At 43.6% G+C, this 10,544-nt stretch carries 9 protein-coding genes and 1 pseudogene; 7 read left to right on the top strand and 3 right to left on the bottom strand.

The genetic code is table 11. The annotated features are described in order from the left end of the window. Positions 1 to 190 precede the first annotated feature (190 nt). Positions 191 to 1,210: an AI-2E family transporter gene (locus tag V6C27_11300; protein ID MEG6617003.1), complete on the bottom strand. Its 1,020-nt coding sequence runs from the start codon at positions 1,208 to 1,210 to the stop codon at positions 191 to 193. Between the two features lie 302 nt (positions 1,211 to 1,512). Between V6C27_11300 and V6C27_11305 the strand changes: the two genes are divergently transcribed. Further along, positions 1,513 to 1,764, top strand: coding sequence for a glutaredoxin domain-containing protein (locus V6C27_11305; protein MEG6617004.1), 252 nt, complete (start codon positions 1,513 to 1,515; stop codon positions 1,762 to 1,764). A 188-nt stretch (positions 1,765 to 1,952) separates the two neighbouring features. Beyond that, positions 1,953 to 3,554, top strand: a complete 1,602-nt coding sequence (locus V6C27_11310) for a peptide chain release factor 3 (protein ID MEG6617005.1) — start codon at positions 1,953 to 1,955, stop codon at positions 3,552 to 3,554. Positions 3,555 to 3,647: 93 nt separating this feature from the next. On the opposite strand, the gene V6C27_11315 is transcribed toward V6C27_11310, so the two are convergent. Beyond that, on the bottom strand, positions 3,648 to 3,782 hold the full coding sequence (locus tag V6C27_11315; protein ID MEG6617006.1) for a hypothetical protein: 135 nt from the start codon (positions 3,780 to 3,782) through the stop codon (positions 3,648 to 3,650). Positions 3,783 to 3,923: 141 nt separating this feature from the next. Here V6C27_11315 and V6C27_11320 point away from each other — a divergent pair, with 141 nt between their 5' ends. The 4 genes and pseudogenes from V6C27_11320 to V6C27_11335 all read left to right on the top strand — a co-directional run bounded on the left by V6C27_11320 (position 3,924) and on the right by V6C27_11335 (position 8,314). Continuing rightward, positions 3,924 to 5,870, top strand: a complete 1,947-nt coding sequence (locus tag V6C27_11320) for an ATP-dependent DNA helicase (GenBank protein ID MEG6617007.1) — start codon at positions 3,924 to 3,926, stop codon at positions 5,868 to 5,870. A gap of 84 nt (positions 5,871 to 5,954) precedes the next feature. Beyond that, a complete protein-coding gene (locus V6C27_11325) occupies positions 5,955 to 6,872 on the top strand; it encodes an ATP-binding cassette domain-containing protein (GenBank protein ID MEG6617008.1) in 918 nt (305 codons plus the stop codon). Next, positions 6,865 to 8,076 carry an ABC transporter permease gene (locus V6C27_11330; protein MEG6617009.1) on the top strand — a complete coding sequence of 404 codons (1,212 nt, stop codon included), beginning with the start codon at positions 6,865 to 6,867 and terminating at the stop codon, positions 8,074 to 8,076. Before V6C27_11325 ends, V6C27_11330 begins: the two co-directional genes overlap by 8 nt. Before the next feature lie 115 nt (positions 8,077 to 8,191). Next, a pseudogene (locus V6C27_11335) lies at positions 8,192 to 8,314 on the top strand (NimC/NimA family protein). Between the two features lie 47 nt (positions 8,315 to 8,361). Here the strand turns inward: V6C27_11335 and V6C27_11340 are convergent. Beyond that, positions 8,362 to 9,240, bottom strand: a complete 879-nt coding sequence (locus V6C27_11340; protein MEG6617010.1) for a DUF2935 domain-containing protein — start codon at positions 9,238 to 9,240, stop codon at positions 8,362 to 8,364. Between the two features lie 268 nt (positions 9,241 to 9,508). Here V6C27_11340 and V6C27_11345 point away from each other — a divergent pair. Next, positions 9,509 to 10,544 (top strand): methyl-accepting chemotaxis protein (locus V6C27_11345; GenBank protein MEG6617011.1); only part of this gene is annotated, 1,036 nt, incomplete at its 3' end.

The following is a 10,544-nucleotide window of genomic DNA, read 5'->3' on the forward strand; positions in this document are numbered from 1 at the left end:
ATGATTTGGAAATTTACCAGCTACTATCATATAATAATGATACTGATTATCATTGTCAATACCAAAATGCCAATTTTTATTTATTTATCTTTACTCCCTTTTAATAGACAGGTGATTTTTGCTAGTCATAGTAAGAACGGGCAGGGTTTTAAGCCCCGCCCGTAAATTATCTAAAGCAATTGGATTAAATTTAGTTTTTTTCATCTAACTTTACGCCGGCAACGTCCAATAGAAACATAAACAATGGCAGACCCATCAGCAGGCCCCACATGCCAAAGAAATGCTCGCCGATGACCAGCGCCAGAAAGGTAAAGAATATCGGCAGTTTGGTGCGGACAGACATTAGTTTTGGATTGAGGAAATAACTTTCTAATCCGTGCAGCAGTAAAATCATTACAATTACCGCAACGACTTTGCTAATACCGCCCATGGTAAAGGCAATGATGGACAGGGGAATAAAGGAAATCACCACTCCCGCCACCGGAATAAGTCCCAATACAAAGATCATAAAGCCCAAGCCCACATATTGTGTAAATCCGATGAAGGCCAAAATAACTACCGAAAGAATGGCGTTAATAAAGGCAATTAAAATTTGTACTTGCAGCACCTTACCAAAGGAATTAATAAATTTTTTTCCAATGAAGGCGTAATAGGTGTAAAAATAGGCAACTTTACTATTCTCTAGCTTTTGACAAAGCTTGGCAATTCTGCCCTTTTCCAAGTTAAAGAAGAGGCTGAACAGAAAGGCCAAAATAACATACATACCAAATTCTCCGGTGTTGGTAATCAGCCCCATGATGGCCTCTTCGGCCATATGAATGTATTCTTCAATATTTATCTCTTGTATTAAAGCGAACAGCCGGGGATCTAAGGTTTCGGAATATTCCTTAAAGCTAAAGGATGTTACCTGGGCGCCAATGGCCGTTAACTGTTTAAGTAAAAGGGGAATATATTTGACCAGGGCAATCATCAACCCAGCGGTAACAAAAAGATACAAAAAAATTGTTACCAGTTCCCCTTTGATGGGGAACACTTTGTGGATGTGTTTCCAAATAAACCTTTGCATATTAGAAAACAAAAATGTAAAGATAAAGGTCAGTAACAGCAAATCAAAAAGACTTTTCATGCTGTACAACAATCCAAACAGGATGGCTGTGGCAAAGAGTTTTTTTATGCCCTCTTCCCGCATCAGCTCTCTTAAAAACTCCATGTTGTTCTCCTCTCATTGGACTTATTTAAAATTACATTAATTACCTTTAAGAAACCAAAATAAATAAGGATTACGAACAAAGCCGAAATCCTTAGTACACATGATGTCAGAGAACATTTTAGCTAATATATTAATTTCATAATAGTATTTATCCCATGAAATTGTCAAGAACAGCTTTTGGAAATAGCCCAGCAGCAGGAATTTTCTTGTTTAAGAAGAATATGTAAGACGCAAATAATTTGTTTGATTTAGGTTAATAAATATATTGATATCGATAAATTGGAAATGGAGGGTTTTATAAAATGGTTAAAGCGGAGCTATATACTTGGAGTAACTGTCCCTATTGCCAGCGGGCTAAAGTTTTATTAGAAATGAGAAACATTCCTTATACTGAGCATAACCTTGATAATAATGATGAAAAGAAGGCGGAATTATATCAGCAGACTGGTCAAATGACGGTGCCCTTTGTCTTTATTAATGGTAGATTCATCGGTGGTTTTTCTGATTTAAAAGAGCTTGACGATGCTGGAAAGCTAGACACCATTGATCAATAGCAAGATTGCTATTGATCAATGGTGCCGTTTTAATATATAATCCAAATGGAGCTTAATAGTGCATGACCTAATAACTCCTTTTTCCAGGGAGTTATTGTTTTTTCTATTTTATTATGAATGGATTAATCAACAACCAGTTTCTCAAGGGAAGCCGGTTGTTTAATTTGTTTTAGCGGAGGCTTAAATAAATGAATGACCAAATTAATTGGGAAATAGGTAGGCGTCGCACCTTTGCCATTATTTCCCACCCAGATGCTGGTAAAACCACTTTGACGGAAAAGCTGTTGCTGTACGGTGGGGCACTAAGGTTAGCCGGTACTGTTAAATCCCGCAAGTCTAAACAGTATGCGGTATCCGACTGGATGGAAATAGAGAAACAACGGGGTATTTCCATCACCAGCAGTGCGCTGCAGTTTGAATATAACGGTCACAAAATTAACATCCTGGACACCCCCGGTCACCAAGATTTCTGCGAAGATACCTACAGAACCTTAATGGCCGCCGACAGTGCTGTGATGCTAATCGATGCCGCCAAAGGGGTGGAAGAACAAACTAAAAAACTCTTTAAAGTATGTCGGGATAAAGGCATTCCTATCTTTACCTTCATTAATAAGCTAGATCGGGAGGGTAGAATGCCGCTGGATTTAATTGATGAGTTGGAAAAGTTGTTGGGTATCCGCTCATACCCCATGAATTGGCCGGTGGGATTGGGTAAGGACTTTAAAGGTATTTATGATCGCCTGTCGGAGCGAATTATCCTTTTTGACGACGCCAGTAGGGGCAAAACCATTGTGCCCACCAAAAGTGGTGACCTAAGGGACCCAAATTTTACCGCCAATATTGATGAACAACTTTTGGCCCAATTGGAGGAGGACATTGGCCTTTTGAGCATTGCTGGCGATCAGTTTGACCCCCAGTTGGTGGCCAGTGGGCAACAAACACCAATCTACTTTGGCAGCGCCCTCACTAATTTTGGTGTTAGCAACTTTTTGGATTCCTTTATCAATTTGGCGCCGGCACCCCATGATAGGCAGACCTCTGGGGGTAAGTTACAGCCACAAAACCAGGAGTTTACTGGCTTTGTCTTTAAAATTCAAGCCAACATGAACCCGGCCCATCGGGATCGGATTGCCTTTATAAAAATATGTTCCGGTGTTTTTAATCGGGGCATGGTGGTGAAGCATGTGCCCAGCGGCAAAAAGGTGAGGCTGGCCCAATCTAAACAACTGTTTGGCCAGGACAGCGAAACCTTAGACCAAGCCTACCCGGGAGATATTATTGGTATCACCGACACCGGTATTTTTAGCATAGGTGACACTTTGACCGAGAAGAGTAATTTTGAGTTTGAACCAATACCTACTTTTTTACCGGAGCATTTTGCCCGGATACAACTAAAGGATGCCATGAAGCGCAAACAGTTTGTTAAAGGTGTTAACCAATTGACCCAGGAAGGTGCGGTTCAAAAATATAGTGAGTTGAATATCGGCATAGAGGCACCCATTGTGGGGGCGGTGGGCACACTGCAATTTGAAGTGTTGTTACATCGCTTAACCGCCGAATATGGGGTGGATGTAACCATCAATTATTTGCCCTATTCGGTGTCTCGGTGGGTTCAGGGCAAACCCGAAGCCATTAACAAATTAAATCAATCGGATGTAATGGTGGTGAAGAATGACCACCAGCAATACTTGGCGTTATTCCGCAATGAGTGGTCATTGCGGTGGGAAGTGGACAATAACACCGACCTAGAATTTTTAGAAACCCCACCACCCATTGTCTATGCATCTTAGAAGATTAAACCCTGCGTACACAACCGCAGGGTTTAGCCATTTTTAGCCTTACTAATTTTAACAGGGTCTATGTTCCCTATTGATTACATTTTGTTAATCTTCCACATTAAAAGCTTGCAGCGGGTTCTGTTGTTCGATTAACGCTTCATCCAGTGGCACCAGACCAGGGCCGGCTTGCACATCGGATTTAGGAATATAAAGTTGCTCTTTCTCTTGCTCTTTTGCCATTAAGCATCACCTCTGGAGTTAGTAATACCTTAAAAGTTTAGTTTTAATTCCGCCATGATATCTTGTCTAATGGTGGGATTTGTGGTTAAACTAACCATATGCTTAAAACTATGTAAAATGCTGAAAAAACGGGGGATACAAATGAGTAGTAAACAACAAGACTTTTCGGCCAAGCTTAACAATTGGATCGGGGATGTCTTTTATGATATTTTACCGCAGCACGGTTATGAAATTCGGGATGAACAAATCTATACCGCCTTTCAGATAGCCGATGACGTGGCCAAGGGCCGGGTGCATTTGGCCGAAGCGGGGGTGGGTACCGGCAAAACCTTTGCTTATTTATTGTCGGCCATTGCCTATGCCCGGTACAAGAAGAAACCAGCACTGATCGCATGTGCTTCCACAGCGCTGCAGGAACAACTGGCCGGACCCGAAGGAGATATTCAAAAGCTGTCCTCGCTGTTGGGGTTGAATATCGACGTACGCATGGCCAAGGAGCCCCGACAGTATGTTTGTGATTTAAAACTAGAAAGATTTGACTACTCGTTAGATGAACCTGGGGCAGATCTTACCGATCTACTGGACTGGGCAGCCAAAACCCGCCGGGGTGAGCGCTCCGAGATACCCAATGTGCCGGATCGGGTTTGGGCACAGGTGGCTTGGGATGAGGCCATGGTCTGCGACAATTGTCGCAACCGGGGGTTCTGTAAGTTGGTAAAAGTAAGGGAGCATTATCGGTCGGCTCGGGACTTAATTGTATGTGACCACGGCACCTTCTTTGATGATTTGTGGACCCGGGAGGAGCGTTTGCTGGATGGTAAACTACCCTTGTTGCCGGATTACTCGCTGGTGGTCTTTGATGAAGGGCACAAAGTGCTGCTGCCAGCGGCACTACGGGCCGGTGGTCAGGTGGTTAAGGAGGACATTGCCAATATACTGTCCACCATCGAGCGGGTGCAGGGCGCCAGAGCAGCACTGCTTTCCACCGCTCTGGCCATGGATGAGGCCAACGTGCGTTTTTTCAACCTTTTGTATCAGTCTGCCCAGGGAGATGAGCGCAGCCAGCGGCTGACTGTGCAGATCAATGAACAACTGCTGAAAGCGGCAGACGTGCTACGGCGCACGTTGGGTCAGTTTGAGTTTGAATTGCAGAACGAGCAGAACCTGCACATCGAATCTTTATCTGCAACGCAATTGCAACTATTTGAGTATATAGCGGAGCGGGCGATGGTGGCGCTGGATCGGTTTTGTCGCCATCATGAGCAAGGGGTTATTGTTTGGGCTGAACGGGCAGAGCAGAGTTTTTGGGTGGTGCCCCGTAACATAGACGGCATGTTAAATAAACACCTATTTAAAAAGAAACTGCCGGTGGTGTTTTCTTCGGCCACTTTGAGCACTGGCGGTGATTTCAGCTACCTTGCCCGCACCTTGGGTTTGCAGGATTTTTCCAGTTCCTCGGTGAACAGTCCCTTCGATTATCAGCAGCAGGCGGTGGTCTATTTGCCTGAAGATACTCTTGACAGTGACCAAGAAAATTGGCTTAACGAGGCGCTAATAAGTTTAGTGTCTTTATTGAAGTTATCCCATGGGCGGGCGCTGGTGCTGACCAACGCGCCGTCTGATGTGCCCAAAATTCGCAACGGGCTAAAACGTTACCAGTTGCCCTACCAATTTCTTTGGGAAGATAGTGGGGAGCGGGGATATCTGATCCGCAGGTTTCGGGAAGAAATATCGTCGGTACTGGTTGGTTCGGGGTTTTGGGAGGGCATTGATGTGCCTGGCGAAGCATTGAAGCTGTTGGTGGTCTGGCGGTTGCCCTTTCCGGCCCAGGAGCCGCTACTTGAAGACCAGCGGCGTGCAGCCCAAGAGCAAGGGTTGGACCCCTTTATTACGGTGGATATTCCTAAAATGACCTTGACGTTAAAGCAGGGCTGTGGCCGACTGATTCGCACCAGAGAGGACAGAGGTGCCATCGCCATTATGGAGGCGATAGAAGGCAAGCCCTGGGAACAGGCGGTGTTATCAGCTTTGCCCCCAGGAGCGAAAATTGTCAACAATTTAGCAGAGCTTTCTATCCTCAGGCCCTAATAATAGACATACCACCTATATTCTTGGGGAAAAATAAATAATATTTGCAGAGATTGGGGGCGCAAAAAGTAAAAAATGCAAACGGTGCTGAAGGTAGACAAACTACGGAAGTCCTTTAAAAACAAGCAAATACTCCACGATATATCATTTGAAGTGCGCAAAGGGGAAATTATGGCTATTCTCGGCCCCAATGGTGCCGGTAAATCAACCACTATTCGCAACATCATGGGCATTATGTATCCCGATGCAGGAACCATTGAGTTTCAAAATCATGCGGATATCCCGCGCAACAAAATCGGTTATCTGCCAGAAGAACGGGGATTATATAAGAATGTTAAAATCATGGACATATTGCTTTATTTTGCGGGATTGAAAGATTATCCCCTTAATAAAGCTAAAGAACGCGCCCTGGCTTATTTAAAACAATTTGGCTTGGCTGGCAAAGAAAATGCATCCATTGAAGAGCTTTCCAAAGGGATGGGGCAAAAGGTGCAATTTATTGCTTCTATCATTCATCAGCCCGAACTATTGATATTGGATGAGCCCTTTTCCGGCCTTGATCCCGTCAGTCAGGAGCTATTTAAGGAAGAAATCAGAAACCTGGCGTCGCGAGGAACTGCTATTTTACTATCTTCCCATCAGATGAATTTAGTGGAGGAAATGTGTGACCGGCTGTTTTTAATTAATGGTGGGCGGAAAGTGATTTACGGCAATGTGGACGATGTTAAACGCCAATACGCCAACTTTAAATGTACCATCAAGGGGAAAAACCACCGCGGTGTGTTGGCCGGATTGCCCAACGTGCAGCGGGTGGAACAACAAGAAGAAACCTCCATTTTATATCTGACTAAAGATGTTCAGGTTGTCAGCTGGTTAAAACATTTGCCGGCAGATCTGGAGGTCAAGGAGTTATCCATTGACCGTATCTCGCTACACGAAATCTTTATTGATATCGCCACGGGTAAAAATCCATTGCCGAAAGAAGGTGTGGCTAATGCGTAATGCTTGGAAGGTTGCCAAATGGGAGATCAGACGGAATTTAAAAAATAAATCTTTCCTCATCGGGTTATTCTTAACGCCGGCTTTGTTTCTGGCTTTCGCGCTGCTGGGTAACGCTTTTGGTGGCTCTGATGAGGAAAATACCACTCGGGTTTTTGTTCGGGATAACCTAGGCGTTTTTGATACACTAAAGCAAATAGCAGTACAATCTGAGCTGAACTGGCAAATGCAGACCACCGCCATCAGTGAACAACAGGTCAAGACCGAACTAAAAACTAAGGAAAACACCGCCTATATTTTTCTGGACAAGCGGGCGTTAAATGAGGGTGTAATACCCGTTTATACCAGTGAAGAAATTAATTCGGCCTTTATGAATCAGATTCAAGTGTTGCAGGGGCCCATTAAAACCTTGCAGATGAAACAACTGGGGCTCTCTGATGAGCAATTGGCTGTGATTTCTAAAGGGGTTGTCTTTAAAGAAATAGCAGCTACCGACGATGAAAGGGGCTTGGGGGCAGATGCCCTGGAACGCATTGTACCAGGGGCCTTTGCCGGAATTATTTTACTTTCCATCATCTTTTCCGGCATGTATATCTTCCAAAGTGCCTCCCAGGAAAAGAAGGATAAAGTGGCGGAAATTATTTTATCATCACTGACGCCGGGGGAGTTAATGCAAGGCAAAATTATTGGCTATTTTATTCTGGGAATGATTCAGTCGCTGGTTATGCTGGGGTTTGCCATTCCCTTCATTCTCTGGAAATTAGATCTGAACATTGTAGAATACCTACTGGTGCCGAAAGTTATTTTGTACCTTATTATCGCCATTTTGGGGTATTTGCTATTTGCAGCTTTGTTTGTGGGCATTGGAGCCACCATGGAGGATATGACATCGGCGGGCAACTTCCAAGGTCTGGTGATGATGTTGCCATTCTTGCCCGTAGTGTTTATTGGCCCAGTGGTTAATGATCCCAGCGGGCTCGTTGCCAAAATTGGCACCTTCATTCCCTTCTCCACTCCCGGTGTGTTACTGTTGCGCCTGTCCTTACTGGAAGAATGGCCCTGGGTGGAAATCATCATTGCCTTGGCAATCTTACTGGTTAGTATTTGGTTCTTTATGAAACTGGCCGGTAAAATATTTAAGACCGGTATTTTGATGTACGGTAAAAATGCCACCCCGCAGGAAATTTGGAAATGGCTGCGGGCTTAAAAAATTGTCACGGGGACTGTCCCCGTGACAGCGAGATTATTTGGTGGCCAATTGGGCGCCAAATTCAAAGGCCCGCTCACAATCTTGGGGAAATGCCTATAACCTTCATAAACTAGCTACTCCATCATTAAAAAATATGTATAACTTAGATGACGGCATTTTTGAAGTACTATACTTTGACAAAGCAACGGCCACCATTTCTTCCTTTACCAGTGAGCCAGTATCATTTGAAATATAAGAAGGGTACAATGAAGGCACGCACATTAGATATGCGTGCCTTATATGTTAGCAATCGATGATGGGTAGATCTTTATCTATAATACCTAGATCTTCAAGAGCCATCATGGCTTCGCGAAGCACGTGATCGGCCAATAATGGATCAATGACACTGAGGGCAGTACAATTGTCAATTAATTCCCGTGCAGTGGCTTTAAAATTGCGGATATCTTCTGTGGCAGCAATGGCCTCTTGGTTAAATCTTTCCAGCCTGGGGATGAGGAAAGCATTAGGTAACCCATCTCCGAAGGCACAGGGGAGGGATTTGCGTTCTAGTAATTTTTCAGGTAGTAAGTAGTTTTCAAAGGAACGAGGCACCACCATAGACTCTAAATCACCGGCCTGTAGGCGCAATGTTTCAAAACGTTTGGCAAAATCCTTGGCTTGTTCCACCAGGTTTCTTTCGGAAGGATCCAGTAAATGAGCGATAAATCTAGCGTGGTCACCCATGATGCGCAGCCAAAAGACATCTTCTTGCAGTAATTCTTCGGCTATGGGCAGTTTAATGCCATTTTGTAGCCGCAGCAGAATGGTACGAAATCTAATTGCTTCTCTGCGGATATGATCAATTAACAATTGATAATTAAAACCACCCAGTTTACACCGCACTAGCAACCCCAGCACATCGCTTTTGTACTCAATAATTTTATCCAAGGCTTCGATAACCACTTGATTTAATTTAGCCACTGCTTTGGCCTGGCGCGGTGCTTCGTCAGCAAGTTCTCTCAACTCACTAAATAAATCTTCCAGTTTTTTGGCCCGTGCAATTAATTCAGTGGCATCACAGGGCAGACCTAGCCTGATAAACAAAGCATGCTCTTGCATAATGCGCAGCCAAAACTGATTTTGCCGCAGTGATTCGTTAATAAAGTCCTGAGATGTATTCACTAAATAATTCCTCCTTTCATTTTTAATATTATATGGAAAATATTGGTATGCGTTCTGCCTAAATTTTAATACACTAAAGTGCCGCCTGGTATCCATTAACAACCGCCCCTTACTTTTTTATAGCAAAGGCGATAAATATTATGTATTAAAATTAACCAAACTTTTCTAAAAATTATTATAAATTGTCAGTTGTCATACTTAATTTATTAGAAAATTGTGATAATATTTTATCGCGACGTCGTATATTGTAGGAAAGGGGAAGATATTGTTGAAATTTAACATTGGTCAAAAAATCATTGCCTGCTTTATAGCGGTGCTAATAATTAATACATTGGTATTGACACTGTATACATTGCCAAAGTTTGAAAAAACCATCTACCAAGAAAAACAAGTAAACATGCGGGAAAAGGTAGAAACCGTCACTTCAATGCTCAATTACTACCATGGCTTGGAGACCGAAGGCCGGTTAACCACCGAACAAGCCCAACAAATGGCCCGGGAAGCCATTAGAGTGATGCGTTACGATGGGGATAATTATTATTGGATAGACACCACCGATGTAATTAACGTGTTAATGCCATCAGATCCGGAAACCGAAGGTAAAAGCCGCATGAACGAAACCGATACCAATGGTAAGTATATGATAAAAGAAATGGTGGCCGGAGCCATCGGTAACCCCAAGGATGGTTTTTACTATGACTATTGGTTTCCCAAAATGGGAGAAGAAGAACCATCCCCCAAAGGCAGTTATGTAAAACTCTTTGGGCCTTGGAACTGGGTTGTGGGCACAGGCATATACTTAGATGATCTGGAAACAATGGTTGCGGCGGAAAAAAGAGAACAACTAATGATTAACGGCTCCTTAATGCTAATGACGCTGGTACTATTGACTTTATACTCTAATAAATATATAAAAAAACCAATAGTCACCATGATGGCGGGAGCCAAAGAATTTGCCACCGGCAATTTCACCAACAATATTGAGGTTAAAAGCCAAGATGAACTGGGTGAATTGGCAACGGCATTAAATCATATGGCTGACAGTTTAAAAGCATTAATTCAGGACATCTCCGAAAATGCCCACCGGTTAGCGGCCCACAGTCAACAATTGGCAGCGTCCAGTGAAGAAGTAAGTGCCACCACCGAAGAAGTGGCCAGCACCACCGTTGAAGTATCCGCCATGTCAACCCAAAGCGCTGACAATGCCAATAGTGCGGCTGAGGAAAGCGAAAAAGTAGTACAGATTGCCCAAGCGGGCAATCAATCGGTAACCAACACCATTAATAAAATCAATCAGATAGCTG

Source organism: Peptococcaceae bacterium 1198_IL3148 (assembly GCA_036763105.1).
In the GTDB taxonomy this organism is placed as follows: Bacteria; Bacillota; Desulfotomaculia; order Desulfotomaculales; family Desulfohalotomaculaceae; genus JBAIYS01.

Coding starts and splice junctions, on each gene's coding strand:
- V6C27_11300 (MEG6617003.1), bottom strand. CDS start 1,210: ATGGAGTTTTTAAGAGAGCTGATGCGGGAAGAGGGCATAAAAAAACTC.
- V6C27_11315 (MEG6617006.1), bottom strand. CDS start 3,782: ATGGCAAAAGAGCAAGAGAAAGAGCAACTTTATATTCCTAAATCCGAT.
- V6C27_11305 (MEG6617004.1), top strand. CDS start 1,513: ATGGTTAAAGCGGAGCTATATACTTGGAGTAACTGTCCCTATTGCCAG.
- V6C27_11330 (MEG6617009.1), top strand. CDS start 6,865: ATGCGTAATGCTTGGAAGGTTGCCAAATGGGAGATCAGACGGAATTTA.
- V6C27_11320 (MEG6617007.1), top strand. CDS start 3,924: ATGAGTAGTAAACAACAAGACTTTTCGGCCAAGCTTAACAATTGGATC.
- V6C27_11310 (MEG6617005.1), top strand. CDS start 1,953: ATGAATGACCAAATTAATTGGGAAATAGGTAGGCGTCGCACCTTTGCC.